Source organism: Actinoplanes sp. DH11, assembly GCF_020873875.1.
In the GTDB taxonomy this organism is placed as follows: domain Bacteria; phylum Actinomycetota; class Actinomycetes; order Mycobacteriales; family Micromonosporaceae; genus Actinoplanes.
On record NZ_JAHWGU010000006.1, the window covers coordinates 163,287 to 178,768 of the forward strand.

The 15,482-nt window shown below is 72.3% G+C and carries 10 protein-coding genes; 6 read left to right on the forward strand and 4 right to left on the reverse strand.

Annotation, left to right across the window (positions count from 1 at the left end; translation table 11 throughout):
- Positions 1 to 31 precede the first annotated feature (31 nt).
- Together LPA41_RS11130 and LPA41_RS11135 are read left to right on the forward strand one after the other, a co-directional pair.
- Entirely contained in the window at positions 32 to 430 is a 399-nt protein-coding gene (locus tag LPA41_RS11130; RefSeq protein ID WP_229070026.1) for a ChaB family protein, read from the forward strand.
- A gap of 61 nt (positions 431 to 491) precedes the next feature.
- A complete protein-coding gene (locus LPA41_RS11135; protein ID WP_229070027.1) occupies positions 492 to 2,267 on the forward strand; it encodes a SpoIIE family protein phosphatase in 1,776 nt (591 codons plus the stop codon).
- A 47-nt stretch (positions 2,268 to 2,314) separates the two neighbouring features.
- Here LPA41_RS11135 and LPA41_RS11140 read toward each other — a convergent pair whose 3' ends face one another.
- Positions 2,315 to 4,135, reverse strand: a complete 1,821-nt coding sequence (locus LPA41_RS11140) for a LamG-like jellyroll fold domain-containing protein (protein WP_229070028.1) — start codon at positions 4,133 to 4,135, stop codon at positions 2,315 to 2,317.
- A gap of 95 nt (positions 4,136 to 4,230) precedes the next feature.
- Positions 4,231 to 6,435 (reverse strand): bifunctional diguanylate cyclase/phosphodiesterase, encoded by a 2,205-nt coding sequence (locus LPA41_RS11145; RefSeq protein WP_229070029.1) that lies wholly within the window; start codon positions 6,433 to 6,435, stop codon positions 4,231 to 4,233.
- 608 nt (positions 6,436 to 7,043) lie between these two features.
- Between LPA41_RS11145 and LPA41_RS11150 the strand changes: the two genes are divergently transcribed.
- Together LPA41_RS11150 and LPA41_RS11155 are read left to right on the forward strand one after the other, a co-directional pair.
- Entirely contained in the window at positions 7,044 to 7,700 is a 657-nt protein-coding gene (locus LPA41_RS11150; protein ID WP_229070030.1) for an HAD family hydrolase, read from the forward strand.
- 1,025 nt (positions 7,701 to 8,725) lie between these two features.
- A complete protein-coding gene (locus LPA41_RS11155) occupies positions 8,726 to 10,372 on the forward strand; it encodes a methyl-accepting chemotaxis protein (RefSeq protein ID WP_229070031.1) in 1,647 nt (548 codons plus the stop codon).
- A gap of 62 nt (positions 10,373 to 10,434) precedes the next feature.
- On the opposite strand, the gene LPA41_RS11160 is transcribed toward LPA41_RS11155, so the two are convergent.
- Entirely contained in the window at positions 10,435 to 11,595 is a 1,161-nt protein-coding gene (locus LPA41_RS11160) for an alkaline phosphatase PhoX (RefSeq protein WP_229070032.1), read from the reverse strand.
- A 346-nt stretch (positions 11,596 to 11,941) separates the two neighbouring features.
- Entirely contained in the window at positions 11,942 to 12,550 is a 609-nt protein-coding gene (locus LPA41_RS11165; RefSeq protein ID WP_229070033.1) for a TetR family transcriptional regulator, read from the reverse strand.
- 57 nt (positions 12,551 to 12,607) lie between these two features.
- On the opposite strand from LPA41_RS11165, the gene LPA41_RS11170 reads away from it, so the two are divergent.
- Together LPA41_RS11170 and LPA41_RS11175 are read left to right on the forward strand one after the other, a co-directional pair.
- Positions 12,608 to 13,705: an FAD-dependent oxidoreductase gene (locus tag LPA41_RS11170; RefSeq protein WP_229070034.1), complete on the forward strand. Its 1,098-nt coding sequence runs from the start codon at positions 12,608 to 12,610 to the stop codon at positions 13,703 to 13,705.
- Positions 13,706 to 13,731: 26 nt separating this feature from the next.
- Positions 13,732 to 15,435: an ATP-binding protein gene (locus tag LPA41_RS11175; RefSeq protein WP_229070035.1), complete on the forward strand. Its 1,704-nt coding sequence runs from the start codon at positions 13,732 to 13,734 to the stop codon at positions 15,433 to 15,435.
- The last annotated feature ends 47 nt before the right edge of the window (positions 15,436 to 15,482 follow it).

Below are 15,482 nucleotides of genomic sequence, written 5' to 3' on the forward strand. Positions count from 1 at the left end.
GATCCGGTGTCACCGTGGAAAGGAGACCGCCATGCCCGCCCGCAAGGACATGCCGAGCACCATCGCACGCTCCCCGAAGAAGGCCCAGGACACGTTCGTCAAGACCCACGACTCCGCGGTCGAGGAGTACGGCGAGGGCGAGCGCGCGCACCGGACCGCGTTCGCGGCGGTGAAGCACTCGTTCGAGAAGGTGGGTGACCACTGGGAGCCGAAGGCGGAGAAGGGCCCGAGCGACCCCAAGGCCGCCGGTGGGCGCGACACGAAGGCGGACACCGCCGGCGGCGTCGACGCGAACGCCAGCAAGCAGCACCTGATGGATCTGGCCAAGCGCCTCGAGATCAGCGGCCGCAGCCGGATGACCAAGCCGGAGCTGGTCGACGCGATCCAGAAGGCCAACGCACGCAGCACCCGCAAGGCTCGCAGCCGGTAGGTACCTGCGCTCACGCGGACCCCCGGGTATCTTTTCCGTGCACCCGACACGGAAGGCGCGCATGAGGCAGTTCGGCGACGACGGCGACGACGGCAGACGTCTCGCCGCGCTGGTGCGTACCGGTCTCGACGCGGTCGCCGACCCGATGTTCGACCGGCTCGCCGGCCTGGTGCGGACCGTGCTGGACGTGCCGGTCGCGCTGGTCTCGCTCGTCGACGCCGACCGGCAGTTCTTTCCCGGCGCGTACGGGCTCGGCGACCCCTGGGCCCGGGAGCGGCAGACCCCGCTGAGCCACTCGTTCTGCCGGCACGTGGTGGACACCGCGCAGCCGCTGATCGTTGTCGACGCGCGTACCGATCCGCGGGTGCGCGGCAACCTCGCGATCGAGGACCTCGGCGTGGTCGGTTACGCCGGGATGCCGGTGTACGACGCCGAGGGCCGGGTGCTGGGTTCGCTCTGCGCCATCGACCACGAGCCGCGCCACTGGACCGAGCAGGAGCTGTCGATCCTCGCGGACCTCGCCGCCGCCTGCTCGGACAGCCTGCAGCTGCGGATCGCCTCCTACCACGCCGACCAGCGTGTCCGGACGGCCGCCGAGGGGGCCGACCGGGCACAGCTGATGATCGAGCGCAGCCGGTTGCTGCTGCGGGCCAGCGCCGCGCTCGGTGCCGCCACCAGCTCCGACGAGGTTGTCGACACCGTTCGTGACCTGGTGATCGGCAACCTGGATCCGGCGTACGTCGGGGTGTCCTGGGTGGAGGCGGACGGGCACATGCAGCTGGCGTCGGGCCGCTTGCTGCCGCCCGACCTGGCCGACCGGTGGGCGACCTACGGCGCCGAGATCCGCACCCCGTCGGGGCTCGCCGCCCGGACCGGCCGGACCGTGGTGCTGCCCGACCTCGCCGCGGTGGCCGAGCACACCCCGGACGCGTTCGGCACCTTCCAGCGGATGGGCTGGCAGGCCGCGGTGAGTGTGCCGCTGCCCGGCGTGCACGGGCCGATCGGGTCGCTGACGTTCTGCTGGAAGCAGCGGTACGCGCCGGAGGAGGCCGAGCACGCGGTGCTGACGGCGCTGGCCGGCCTGGTCGCGCAGGCACTGCTGCGGGCCAGCGCGTACGACGATCGCCGTACCGCCGCCGAGACCATGCAGAAGGCGCTGCTCAGCCCGCTGCCCGAGGTGGACAACGCGCGGATGGTCGCCCGGTACGCTCCGGCGCACCGCGGCGACCTGGTCGGCGGCGACTGGTACGACGCGGTGCGCATCGACGACGACCGGCTGGCGGTGCTGATCGGGGATGTGGCCGGGCACGGTGTCACCGCGGCCGCGACGATGGGCCTCTACCGCAGCATGCTGCGCGCCCTGCTCGTCGACCGGTACGACTACCCGTCGGTGCTGCTGGACCGGTTCGAGCGGGCGGCCCGGCTGCTCGGGGTGGGCGGCATAGCCACCGTGATGGTCGCGTACCTCACCGCCGAACCCACCGGCGGGCACACGATGACCTGGGCCAACGCCGGGCACCTGCCGCCGACGATCGTGCTGCCGGACGGCTCGATCAGTCAGCTGCCCAACGGCGGGCCGCTGCTCGGCGGCCTGCGCGGCGTCGTCCGGCGCACCCACACCCGGCTGTTGCCCGCCGGCACCCGGCTGGTGCTCTACACCGACGGCCTGGTGGAGACCCGGACCCGGCCGATCGACGAGGGCGTGGACGACCTGCACGCGGTGCTGACCGGGATGCCCGGCGCCGCCCTGGACGACCTCGCCGACGCGATGATGGAGATCATCGCCGCCGGTGACCGCGAGGACGACGCCTCCCTGCTGCTGATCGAGACCAGCTGACCCCGCGCCCGCCCCCCGGGGTGACGTGGCGCGGGGGGCGCCGGTGGTCAGCGGAAGGTGCCGCCGGGCAGGAACTGCTCGGGACGCAACGCCCGCGCGGTGATCCGGGTGTCACCGATCCAGCCGTAGAAGCTCTGGTCGTACTTCAGGTCGAACGACGTGCCGCCGAGGGTGAACGGGCGGCCCAGGGTGGCGACGCCGCGTGCCGGCTGGGCCGGGTTCCGGGCGATCCGGGAGCCGTCGACGTACACGGTGCTGCGCCGGCCGTCGTTGACCACCGCCACGTGATGCCAGACGCCGACCGGCAGCGCGTGGCTCCACGACGTCGGGTTGTGGTCGCCCTCATCGGTGTAGAGCACGTACTGCACGAACCGCTCGGGCGAGATGTTCAGGCTGCACGTCGGCTCGAGCGGCGACCAGCCGCTGTGCTTGCCGGCGTCGCCGGCGCGGCCCTCCCAGCTGAACACGCCCATCCACGCGTGGTCGCCGGTGAACGGCTCGGGCAGCTTCAGGAACGTCTCGAACGTGTACCCGTCCCGGAACCGCATGCTGTTCAGCGGCGCGCCGGCGGCGGTCTGCAGCAGCGCGCCACGGCCCCGGGCGCCGTCGAAGCGGAGGCTGGCGTGCGCCGGAGCGCCCCGGTGGTGGTCGTCGGCCAGCGTGAGCACGTCGTCGCCGCTGCCCGCGAATCGCCGTACCGTCAGATGGTTGCCCTTGCCGGAAAGATCGGCCACGACGGCGCCGTCGCCGACCGCCTGGCCCGCGCCGTCGAACCGCCAGTAGGCGGCGGTGTGCCGGTCGACCACCCGGGCCGCCGGTCGCGGCGCGGGGATCACGGGCGGCGCGAACGCGGCGAACCGCTCCTCGAAGTCGATCTCGAGGCTGAACCGGTCGGTGTCACCGGTCAGCTCGATCGTCTCCTCCTCGAGCGGCGTCCGGCGGTCCGGGTCCCGGGTCAGGAACCACGGCGCGAACGTCTCCACGTCGATTCGGTTGCGCACCAGGTCGAAGCGGTAGAGCCGGATCATGCCGGCGCCGCCGTAGTAGCGGTCCTGGTAGTTCGTGACGTGCACGTGGACGTCGTGGCCGGCGGCGTTGCGCAGCACGGTGCGCCCCGGCGGCCAGTAGTGACCGTTGAGGGTCAGGAAGATCTGGTCGTTGTCCTTGATCAGCTGGTCCCAGAGGCGCTGACCGTTCCCGGACAGGTGCGCGGTGCCCGCCTCGTCGGCGTAGGCCAGGTCGTGCGTGGTGACGATCGCCGGCAGGGCCGGGTTGGCGCGCAGCACGGTGCGTGCCCAAACCAGGCCGCCGTCCGAGATGCGCCAGTCCAGCGCGAGGATCAGCCACTGCCGGCCGCCGGCGGTCAGCCGGTGCGCGCTGTTGTAGCCGTCCGGCGAGGCACCGAGGAAGGTCGCGGCGCCACGGAACCGGTCCGGGCCGAAAACCTTGAGGTACGCGGTGTCGCCGCGCTGATCGTCGGTGCTGGACCGGACGTCGTGGTTGCCGGCGAGCACGCTGTACGGCAGCCGGCCGTCGATCGCCCGGAACGTCGCGCCGGCCAGCGCGATCTCCTGGTCGGTGCCGTGCTCGGTGATGTCACCCAGGTGCGTCAGGAAGGCGACGTTGTCCTCGGTGCGCTGGTCGAGCAGGTAACGGAAGGTGGCCTTCAACGGTGTGGGATCGGAGCTGTCGGCGTCGAACAGGTACTGGGTGTCGGGCAGGACCGCGATCGAGAACCGCGGGTCGGTCTTGTCGAATGCACGGGTCGTGGCGGCGGCGGGGCTGATGTCCAGGGCGGCCGCGGCGGGCGCGACCAAAGCCGCGGCGGGCGCGGCCATCGCCGCGGTGAGCAGGTTCCTTCGTTCCACAGCAGAAGATCATCGAGGGGGTACGGGGACAGCAGGCGACCGTGAAACGAGGAGAAGGCGAACTTCGTGTCAGGGCACAGAACCGGCCCGGGCCGTCAGGCGGCCAGTGGGTGGGCGTCGTCCAGCAGCGTGTCGATCTCGGCGGCCGGCAGCGGCCGGGCGAAGTAGAAGCCCTGCGCGTGCCGGTACCCCAGCTCGTGCAGCCGGCGGGCCTGCTCGGCGGTCTCCACGCCCTCGGCGACGGTGTGCAGCCCCATCGTCTCGGCGATGCCGTTCACGGCGATCGCGATGGCCTCCTGCTGCGGCGTACCACCCAGGCCGTCGACGAAGGACTTGTCGACCTTGATCGCGTCCACCGGGCAGGTGCGCAGCAACCCGAGCGAGGAGTGCCCGGTCCCGAAGTCGTCGAGCGCGATGCTGACGCCGAGCCGGGACAACGCGTGCACGGTGGCCAGGGCCCGCCCGCCGCCGAACACCGCGGTCTCGGTGATCTCGACGGTGAGCCGGCTCGCGGGCACGCCGTGCCGGGCCAGCGCCGCGGCCACGATCTCCGGCAGGGCCGGGTCGAGCAGCTGGCGCGCCGACACGTTCACGGCGACCGAGTGCAGCGCGTCCGGGCCGTGCCGGAGCTGCCACGCGGCGGCCTGCGCGCAGACCGTGTCGATGATCCAGGCGCCGAGCTCGACGATCAGGCCGGTGTCCTCGGCGACCGGTATGAAGTCGGCGGGCGAGACCACGGTGCCGTCGGCGGTACGCCAGCGGACCAGCGACTCGACCGCGACGATCCGCCCGTGCGGCAGTTCCACCACCGGCTGGTAGAGCAGGTGGAACTCGCCGGCGGTGAGCGCCCGGCGCAGGTCAGCGGCGAGGGTCGCCCGCCGGGTCAGCCGGCATTCCAGGGACCTGTCATAGCGCACCGCCCGCGGACCCGGGTTCGCCGCCGCCTCGCGCAGCGCCATCTCGGCCCGCCGGAACAGGTCCTCCTCGCCGTCGGACACCCCGACCGCCAGGTCGACGAGCACTTCGTGCCCGGCCGCGACCAGAGGTTCGGCGCCGGTGGCGAGCAGGCGGCCGGCGATGTCCACGGAACCGGGCAGCAGCAGGGCGAACTCGTCGCCACCGAGCCGGGCCACCACGGCCTCGGCGCCGGCCAGCTGGGAGATCCGCTCGCCGAACGCCACCAGCAGTGCGTCACCGGTCTCCGGGCCCAGCCCGTCGTTCACCGAGCGGAAGTCCCGGATGTCGAGGAGCGCGACGGTGTGCGGGCCGGTCGCACCGGCGGCGGCCGCGGTGAAGTAGCGCCGGCTTTTGAGACCGGTGAGCTCGTCGTGCATGGCGTGGTGCTCGACGGTGTCCAGCAGCGTGGTGTTCTCGGCGAGCGCCATCGCCTGCCGGGCCACGACCAGCAGCAGCAACAGGGCGGTGCCGGCGACCTGGACCGGGGTGAGGTGACCGGTGTCCAGGTAGATCACGGTTACCAGCACGCTTGTCAGACCGGTCGCGACGAGCGGGATGGCGGTGCTGCGCCGGTGCACCGAGGGTCGGCGCATCTGCGGCAGGCGGGACCCGGCGCGCAACTGGGCGTGCGCGGCGAACACCCCGAAGAGGCCGACCCACGGCAGCACCGCGGCACTGCCGTTGAGGTGCGGCCACGGCTTCAGGGCGGCCATCAGGACGGTGGAGAGCGGGCCGGCGATGCCGATCGGTGCCAGCCACCAGAGGGCGGCACGGGGTACCGGGCTCTGCCGCGCTGCCATGATCTTGACGACCACCATCACGCCGGCCACCGCGATCGCCATCATCGCGATGTTCAGCCACCACGCCGAGGTACTGACCCCGAAGCGGTTCATGAACCAGCCGACGTACTCCGACGCGGCGATCGCGGCGGTCACCGCCACCACTGCCACGTCCAGCACGGCGGTGGTGAGCTGGCGCCAGTTGCGGCCACCGGCGGGCAGCCGGAGCAGCGCGGAGATCGCCAGGACGGTGCCGACCACGTACAGCAGCAGGGTGCGCGAGCCGATCGGCGGCATGTCGGCGTAGTCCGTCGTGCCGACGTCCACGGTCTGACTGATCGCGGCGAGCAGCACGAACCCCATGGCCACGGTCACGCGGCGCCAGAACGTGCGCAGCACCCCGGCGGTGCGCACGGCGGCCCGGTGGAGGGCGAGAACGGCCGTCGCCACACCTGCTACGGCCGGTACCCAGACCAGCAGCTTCGGGAATCCGGCGTGGATGCCGGCCACCACGAGCGAGCTTTGGGCGACCACCATCAGCAGGGCGATCGGCTGGAACCACACGGTGCCGTTCCCCCTCCGTCGTCATGGCCTGCCGACCCTCGACATCGGCGCGGCCCCGCCCCACCTGAGGTCGCCGTGGCCAGATCACACCGCTTCGGCGTCTGTTCCGCGAGGGGTGCCCCTTACGGTCGTCGCTTGCTGTCGCCGGCTGTCGCTTGCAGGCGCTTGCAGGCGCTTGCGGTCGCTTAGCCGTCGCCGGCTGTCGCTTGCGGTCGCTTAGCCGTCGCCGGCTGTCGCTTGCGGTCGCTTAGCTGTTGCCGGCTGTCGCTTGCGGTCGCTTGCGGTCGGTTGCAGGCGTTTTGCTGTCGCCGGCTGTCGCTTGCGGCTGCTGGCGGTCGCCGCGGTCCGCTGCGTTGCGAACGCACGGCGGAGTTGATCTGCTAGCGACGCAAAATCGCGGTGATCATGGGATTGAAACCGCGATTTCGCATCGCTAGCAGATCAACTCCGCGCCGCGCCGGGCGGCGCGTCCGGTTCGGTCGGGCCGGAACCGGCGGGCGAGCATCGGCATCCTGGTCACCCCGCCAGCGACCGGATTCCGCTGTCGCAGCACGTCCCGCGGGCTGCCGGCCGGCCGAGGCAGGATCGCCGGACGCTAGGGTGGCCGCATGATCCGAGCCGTCGTCATCGATGTGGACGACACTCTCTGCCTGACCGAGGCCGCGTCGTTCGCGCTGGAGAACGAGGTGCTGGCCGCGATGGGCCGCCCGCCGATGGCGCGCCGGGTGCACCTCGGCACCTGGGGCGAGCCGCTCCTGGAGGCGATGCCGAAACGGGCTCCGGGCATCGATCTGGAGAGGTTCGGCCCGCTGTTCGATGCGGCGATGCGGCGGCACGTGGCCGACGGCCGCCTTGACGTGATCCCGCCGGAGAACCTGCGCGCCCTGGACGAGCTGCTCCGCGCCGGGCACCGGCTGATGCTGCTGACGTCGCGCACCGGCACGGAGGTGCGGCACATGCTCGACCCGGGTCACGTGCTGGCGGGCCGGATCAGTGCGGTCTACCACCGGGGCAACACCCGCTACGGCAAACCGGACCCGCGCGCCTTCGACGAACTGCTCGCGCACACTGGGCTGCCGGCGAAGGAGTGCGTCTACGTCGGCGACTCACCGGGCGACGCGGTGGCGGCCGCTGGGGCGGGGCTGGCGTTCATCGCGTGCCTCGAGAGTGGCGTACGGCGGCTGTCCGATTTTGATCCCACATTGGTGACCGCCGCGATCGACAGGTTCCCGGACGTGGTGGAGGCGGTCGCCCGCCTCGCCTGACCGACCCGGATCAGGGGCGCCGCAGGTCCGACCAGCGCCGGGTGGGGTGTCGGCCCGCGCGGCGCCGGGTCGGGGTGGTGCCGCGGGGTGTTCCGACGGTCTTGTCGAGTAGGGAGGTTTCCCGCCGATTTGTTCTGGTATTGGGGTCCCGGTGCGGAGTCTGGCGCGCAGGATGTCGACGCGGCTGGCGTGGTGTTGCTTGCGCTCCGCTCTAGGCGGTCGCTGGATAGGCAGCGGCGGTCGGCTGCGGTGGGTCCGCGTGGCGGTGTTGATCTGCTAGCGATGCGAAATCGCGGTTTTGACCCCTTGATCACAGCGATTTCGTAGCGCTAGCAGATCAACTTCTCGATACCGGCGGCGTGTCCGGGGCCATCGGGGCCGGAACGGAACTGGGGATGCGCGGGCGGCATCGGCTGGACGCGATCAGGGTGCGACGCCTGCGGGGGACAGCGGGGAGGTCAGTCCCGGCCGGGGGAGTAGCGCCGGGTCGGTGGTGCTGCGGGTGGCCTGGTCCCGGGCCGAGGCTGACGCGCGCGTCCGATCACGTGGTGCTGCGGATAAGCACAGCCGAGGGCGCGGGTGGGCTCTCGACGACCGGTCGGCCGAGCGAGAAGATTTTCCCGCAGCAGGCGGAAGTGAAACCGTTGTCGGCCCGGTCCCCGACCGACTGATCCACACCCCGAACCGGCGCGCTGGCACGCGGACACCGAGCCGGCGCGCTGGCACGCGGACACCGAGCCGGCGCGCAGGCACCCCGAGCCGGCGGGTTGGCACGGACACTGGGCCGGCGCGCAGGCGCGCACCCCGAGCCGGCGGGTTGGCACGCACCCCGAGCCGGCGGGTTGGCACGCACCCCGAGCCGGCGGGTTGGCACGGACGCCGAGCTGGCGGAGGAATCGGACACCGGGTCGCATAGGCGGACGGGCGGGACTGGCCCGGTGGTGCCGGACTGGACTCGGTGTTCATGAACGGCGGTTCTGTGCCGATCAGGAGATCGGAGCAGGTCTGCACGCCGGAGGAGAAGCATGAGCGCGGACGCGAGGCCGACGAAGCAGCAGGTGAAAGCCGGGCGGAACCCGGTCGCGGGATGGCTCGCCGACATCCGCGTCGGCCCCAAGATCTATGTGTCGGTGCTGGCCGTGGCGATCGCCGCGGTGGCCATCGGTGTGCTCGGCATCAACCGGATGAATGCGCTCAACGCCGATATCAAGAACATGAAGGCCGAGCACGTCGACGGGCTCGTGCAGCTGAGCACGATGCGCGGCGCGTCGAGTGACAGCTGGCAGGAGACGTTTCTGTGGCAGTTGCTGCCGGACAACCGGGACGAGTACCGCGAGCGGATCGACGCGGCGGACGAGGCGTTCTCCGGGGCGCTCGACGCCTACCAGGCGCTGGCCGCGGGATCGGCGGAACGGTCGGCGGCGGCGGCGGAGGTCGAGGAGGCGTTCGGCTACTTCCTCAACCTGCGGAACGTGGCGATCTTCAAGGAGGCGCCGGGCGCCGGCTTCGAGATGCCTCCCGCCGACCAGGTCGCGCCCGCGTGGACCGAGACCCAGACCAGGCTCCGGGACGCCGTCGCCACGCTTCAGCGGACCGAGGGCGCGGAGGCCACCGAGATGGCCACGCACGCCGAGGAGGAGTACTCCAGTGCGCGCACCACCATGCTGATCTTCATGGCGATCGCGCTGGTGCTGGCCCTGGCACTGTCCGCGTTCGTGGTGCGGGTCATCTCCCGGCAGCTGCACAGTGTTGCGATGTCGCTGGCCGGGGTGGCCCGCGGCGATCTCACCGTGCCGGCCGAGGTGCAGGCCCGCGACGAGCTGGGCGGCATGGCGGTGGCGGTGAACGCCGCCCGGGACGGCCTGCGGGACGTGGTCGGGCAGCTCACCGCGAGTTCGGAGGTGCTGGGTCAGAGCACGGTTCGGCTCAGCGGCGCCACCGACCGGATCGGCCTGTCCGCGCGGGAGGCCGCCGCCCAGGCCGACACGGTCTCCGCCGCGGCCGGGACGGTGTCGTCGAACGTGCAGACGGTGGCCGCCGGCAGCGAGGAGATGGGCGTCTCGATCCGGGAGATCGCGGAGAGCGCCAACGAGGCGGCCCGGGTCGCCTCCGAGGCGGTGAGCGTGGCTGAGACCACCAACGCGACGGTCTCCAAGCTGGGCGACTCCAGCGCCGAGATCGGCAACGTGGTCAAGACGATCACCGCGATCGCCGAGCAGACCAACCTGCTGGCGCTGAACGCGACGATCGAGGCGGCCCGTGCCGGCGAGATGGGCAAGGGTTTCGCGGTGGTCGCGAGCGAGGTCAAGGATCTGGCCCAGGAGACGGCCCGGGCCACCGACGACATCTCCCGGCGGGTCGAGGCGATCCAGACGGACACCGCGAACGCGGTCGCCGCGATCGGCGAGATCTCGCAGATCATCGCGCGGATCAACGACTATCAGCTGACCATCGCGTCGGCCGTCGAGGAGCAGACCGCCACCACCGGCGAGATGAGCCGAAGTGTCGGCGACGCGGCGCAGGGCAGCACCGAGATCGCCGGCACGATCACCGGCGTGGCCTCGGCGACCCAGGCCACGAACGCCTCGCTGGCCGAGGCGACCGAGACGCTGCGCGAACTGACCGGCATCAGCTCGGAGCTGCAACAGGTGATCGGCCGCTTCCGGATCTGATCGGATCGCAGGGGTACGGGCCACCCGCGCGACGGGTGGCCCGTACGCCCGTGTTGCCTGTCTCAGGTCCGGAACGGACCGGTCACGCAGTAGGTGATGCCGCCCGAGGAGGAGCCGGACGTGCCGCGCTGCGACGAGAAGTAGAGGCGGTTGCCGGCCGGTGTGAAGGCGGGGCCGGTGAGTTCGGAGGCGGACTGGCCGTTGACCCTCAGGAACACCGAGATCCGGTCGTCCGGCGTGATCAGGCAGATGTCCATGGTGCCGCCGTCCTCGGCCACGTACAGGTCGCCGGACGACGACCCGGTCACGTTGTCGACCCCGGTGAGCGGCGCGGATCCCGGGCTGACCAGGTTGGCGTCGTACGCCAGCTCGTAGGTGTTCGTGGTCAGGTTCACCTGCCAGACCCGGTTGTCGCCTTTCGTGGTGAACCAGACGCGGTCGTCGGCGTAGTGGCAGCCTTCGCCGCCGTTGAACACTTTGCTGCCGGCCACCTGGTATCGGGTGGCGGTCGGCGATCCGTCCGGGTCGGGCACGGTCTGCCAGGTGAAGGAGCCCGAGGTCGCGGTGCCGGCCTTGAACACCTGCAGGGTTCCGGTGGCGAGGTTGCCCCAGGTGGCCGGCACGAAGCGGTAGAACCGGCCGTCGGACTCGTCCTCGGTCAGGTAGACGACCTTGCGGACCGGGTCGGCGGCGGCCGCCTCGTGCTTGAACCGGCCCATCGCGGGGCGGACCACGGCCGTACCGCCCAGCGGGTAGGTCTCCCAGACCCGGCCCAGGCTGATCTCCTCGCAGGACAGCCAGGTGTTCCACGGTGTCTTGCCGCCGGCGCAGTTGTTGTTGGTGCCGGACAGGATCCGGGACGCCGCTGTCACGTTGCCGTTGGCGTCGAAGACGATCCGGGAGGCACCGCCGCCGTTGGCCGGGGTGGTCTCCGCGTTCGAGACGTAGACCCAGCCGGTCCCGTTGGGGATGACCGCGCCGCCGTCGGGCGCGTCGTGCCAGACGTACGAGGTGCCGGGCACCACCTGCCGGGAGCGCGCGATCACCCGGCTGGTGAAGCCGGCCGGCAGCTGGATGCCGTTGGCGTCGGCGGCCTGCAGCGGGCCGTAGGGGCCGGTCGCGTTCTGCGCCGGTGCGGCGTACGCGGCCGGCCAGGCGGTGAAGGGCAGGGCCAGACCGCCCGCTCCGGCCACGGTGGCACGTAGCAGTGATCGCCGATCCATGGAGCCTCCTGGATGTTTCGGTGGGACTCCAGGAAGCCGGATGCCGCTGTCCGGGCAGTTACGCCGACATGAATCGATGCCGTCAGATGCCCGACAGGGCCACGTCGACGAGGAGCGCGCAGTCGGCGTCGGCCGGCGGCCGGTCGTGCGTCTGCTCCCACATGACGACGCCGGCGAAGGTCGCCGCGGAACGAGCCGGTGGCGGGGTCGGTGTCGAACGTGGCGAGCAGCGGCTCCACGACCGCGCCGAACAGCGCGGCCTTCGTCGGCCAGCGGCGGTAAGACGGCGGCCAGCCGGACACCGTGGTCGCTTACCGCACCCTGCTCCGGTGGCTGACCGAGCGCTTCAGCCTGACCGGCGAGCCCTGACCGGCGCCTGCCGGTCGGGTGCGGCGGTCAGGGCGTCCATGACGCGGTAAAGGCGGCCCGGGTCGGCCGGGGCGGTCAGGGCGATGTGGGTGAGCGCGCCCACGGCGGCGAGGGCCAGGGCGCCGGTGTCGGCGGCGGCGGGGAGCCGGCCGAGGTGCTGTTCGGCGCGCAGGTAGCCGGCGGCCGCGTGTTCCAGCGGTGCCAGGCCCGCGCTGCCGGCGCCGAGCACCGCCTCGACAGCCGCGGTGAGCCCGGGCCGGTCGGCCATCACCCGGATCAGCGCCTGCAGGGTGTCCATCGGCGTCGCCAGCAGGGCCTCGCTCAGGGTGCCGCCCACCGTGCCGCTGCCGGCGCGCCCGGGCAGGCCGGCGACGGACGCGGTGATCTGGAAGGCGCGGTCGACCGCGTACCCGGTCAGGAACTTGTCGAAGTTCGTGAAGTGCTTGAAGAGCAGCCCGGTCGCGACGCCGGCCTCGGCGGTGACGGCCCGGCTGGTGAGGCGGCTCAGGCCGTCGCGGGCGACGACCCGTTCGGCGGCGGCGAAGAGCTGCTGCCGGGGCTCGGGGACGGCGACTCCGCGGGGCATGGGCGAAGTCTAAGCCCTGTGTTGCGCGAGAATGAGCAAACGCTCATAGTTGGCGGCATGAAGCGAGCGATAATCGTGGGCGCGGGCATCGCGGGGCTGGCCACCGCGCTGCGGCTGGGGCGTGACGGCTGGCGGACGACGGTGCTGGAGCGGGCGCCGGGGCGGCGCAGCAGTGGTTACCTGATCAATCTCAACGGGCCCGGCTACGACGCCGCGGAACGGCTCGGGCTGCTCCCGGCGCTTGCCGCGCGGGCGCTCGGCGACTTCACCACGACTCTGATCCGGGCCGACGGGCGGCCGAAGTTCACCGTGCCGCCGGGCCTGGTCGGCGACCGGTTCCTGGCGTTGTTCCGCGGTGACCTCGAGACGGTGCTGCACGAGGCCGTGCGCGAGAGCGCCCGGTTCCGCTTCGCGACCACGATCACGACCATCGAGCAGACCCCCACCGGCGTACGGGTGAAGCTCAGCGACGGCACCACCGAAGAGGCCGAGCTGCTCGTCGGCGCGGACGGGGTGCACTCGGCGACCCGGGCGGCACTGTTCGGCGACGGGTTCGAGGTGGAGTTCCCGTACCGGGTGGCGGCCTTCCCGATCACCGGTCCGGCGGAGTCGGCGGCCACCACGTTCATCGGGCCGGGCCGCACCGCGGCGAAGCTCAACCTGGGCCCGGACCGGTCGTCGGCGTTCTTCACGTGGCGCTCCGAGGGCCCCGAGGCCTCGGTGCGGTCGGTCTTCGGCGACCTGGAGGCGTTCGGCGCGACGATCGACGGGATGGGCCCGGACGCCTACCTCGACCGGGTCAGTCAGGTCGTCCTGCCCCGGTGGAGCGACGGCCGGGCGGTACTGCTCGGGGACGCGGCCTGGTGCGTCACCCTGTTCGCCGGGCACGGTGCGGGCCTGGCGCTGGCCGGCGCGGACCGGCTCGGCGAGGCGCTGTCCCGGCACGGCGACGACGTGCCGGCAGCGCTCGCCGCGTGGGAGGCCGGCCTGCGCCCGGCCGTGACGAAACGGCAGGCTCTCGCCCGGCGCGGCATGCGGCAGTACGTGCCGCCGAACCGCTTCCACGTCTGGATGAACGACCTGATGATCCGGGCGCTGACCGTGCCGGCGGCGCGGGCCCTGATCCGCCGTGGCCTGGAACGGCAGAATCGGTAGCGCAGCTGCACCTAATATGTCCTGGTATGGGAGTGGACTACCGGTTGCTGTTCCGCAGTGTGCCGACCGGGCTCCTCGTGCTCGATACCGACCTGACGATCGTCGAGGTCAGCGATCATTACCTGGCCGCCACCAGGCGGGACCGCGACGACCTCCTCGGACGCCACGTGTTCGACGCCTTCCCCGACAACCCCGGTGACCTGGCCGCCGACGGGGTGAGCACCCTGCGGGCCTCCCTGCACCGGGTCCTGCGCACCGGCGTCCCCGACGTCATGGCGATCCAGAAGTACGACATCCCGCTGCCCGGCGGTGGCTTCGAGATCCGCTACTGGGCGCCCGTCAACGCCCCCGTCCACGACGACCAGGGCAGGGTGACGATGATCATGCATCGGGTTGAGGACGTCACGGCGTACGTGCTGGACCGGCAGGACGGCGCCGAGCTGCACCGGCAGATGGAGATCGAGGTCTTCGCGCGGCGCCGCCTCCAGTCCCTGGTCCGGATTCAGGAGAGCGAACTGGAGGTGTCGCGCCTGATCGGCGGTCACCGGCCGACCGGCGAGGTGCTGAACCGGGTCCTCGAGATCGTCGGCTCGTCGATGGGGTGGGCAGTCACCGAGTTCTGGACCCTGGACGCGGTCACCGGGGCGCTGCACCGGGAAGCCTGCTGGTCCGCCACGGCCGGCGACCGGTGCTGCGCAGCCGCCGACCTGGTTCCGGCCGGCCAGGGCGTCCCCGGCCGGGCCTGGCAGGCCGCCGAGCCCCTCTGGGTCACCGACCCGGACACCGGCACGGCACTGGCGATTCCCGTGCCCACCGGCCCGGACCCGCTCGGCGTGCTCGTCTGCTACAGCGACACCGAGGATGTGGCGTACGACCAGCGTGCCGCGATCATCACCGGGATCGGGGCGCGGCTCGGCGAGTTCCTGGAACGCCGCCGCGCCGAACGGCTCGCCGCCGAACTCGACCGGGCCCGCGACGAGTACGTCGCCCTGGCCGGGCACGAGCTGCGGACGCCGCTCACCGCCGTCCAGGCCTACGCCGACCTGATGCTCTGCGACCCCGGTCTCGACGCCGACCAGCGCGAGGCCGTCGAGGTGATGCGGCGCAACACCGCGAACCTGCGCGGCCTGGTGATGCGGCTGCTCGACGTGGCAGGCATGCGCGCCGGGCACATCGACCTCGACCGGACCACGGTGGATCTGGCCGCCCTGGCCCGGGACGCGGCGACGGGGCGGCGCGGCGTCGAGGTGACCGCGTTCGGTGCGGTTCTCGTCGACGGCGACCCGCGGCGGCTGCGGCAGGTGCTCGACGAACTGCTCAACAACGCGCTGACCTGGTCGGCCGCTGGCTACGCGGTAGGTGTCGACGTGCGCGCCGAGGAGCGCGCGGCGGTGCTGTCGGTCTCCAACATCGGGGCCGGGATCCCGGCGCACGAACGGGCCGACGTCTTCGACATGCTGTTCCGCGGGGAGGCGGTGCGGCACAGCGGCGTACCGGGGCACGGCCTCGGGCTGACCGTCGCCCGGACCGTCGTCGAGCTGCATGGCGGCACGCTGACGGTCAGCGAGTCCGGCGGGGCCCGGACCACGTTCACGGTCCGGCTGCCCGCCGGCCCGTCCGCACCACCCCGCCGGCCGGCGGCCGGCTCGCCCGGGCCGTCTCGTGGGGAGGCCGGCTCGGCCGGGGGCCGGCGTCCGGCGGGTGACGGAGCGGACCGGCGGCGGGGGTGAACCAGCCGGGCGGCGGAGTGAGTCGCGGCACCGGGCGGGCTTCGATA